1 protein-coding gene is annotated in these 501 nt (G+C 48.3%); it reads right to left on the reverse strand.

Annotated features, from left to right (window positions below; all coding sequences use genetic code 11):
• A partial coding sequence (locus PLJ10_12045) for a hypothetical protein (protein ID HOK10375.1) occupies window positions 1–346 on the reverse strand: 346 nt, incomplete at its 3' end.
• Window positions 347–501 lie beyond the last annotated feature (155 nt).

The raw sequence follows: 501 nt of genomic DNA on the forward strand, positions 1-501 counted from the left end.
CCCCACGCTTAGCGGAATACGCCACCCTACGACTATCAGGACTGAAAATAAGAGAACCTGCTCCAATCCCGTCATATCCCTTACTTTCCTCTCCGTCTACCACTACAAACCTCTTATTTCCACGCCCAGCTGAATACATTACCCTACGACTATCAGGACTGAAAATAAGAGAACCTGCACCAATCCCATCGTATTCCTTGCCTTCCTCTCCGTCTACCACTACAAACCACTTGCCCCCCCGCTTAGCGGAATACGCCACCCTACGACTATCAGCACTGAAGATAGGAGATCCTTCCATAATCTCATCGTATTCCTTGCCTTCCTCTCCGTCTATAACTACAAACATTTTATCTCCGCGCCCAGTGGAATACGCCACCCTACGACTATCAGGACTGAAGATAAGATCTCCAAATCCGTCGTATTCCTTACCTTCTTCTCCGTCTACCACTATAAACCACTTATCACCACGCATAGCCCAATACGCCACTCTACGACTATCGG

Source organism: Candidatus Hydrogenedens sp., from assembly GCA_035361075.1.
GTDB lineage: Bacteria > Hydrogenedentota > Hydrogenedentia > Hydrogenedentales > Hydrogenedentaceae > Hydrogenedens.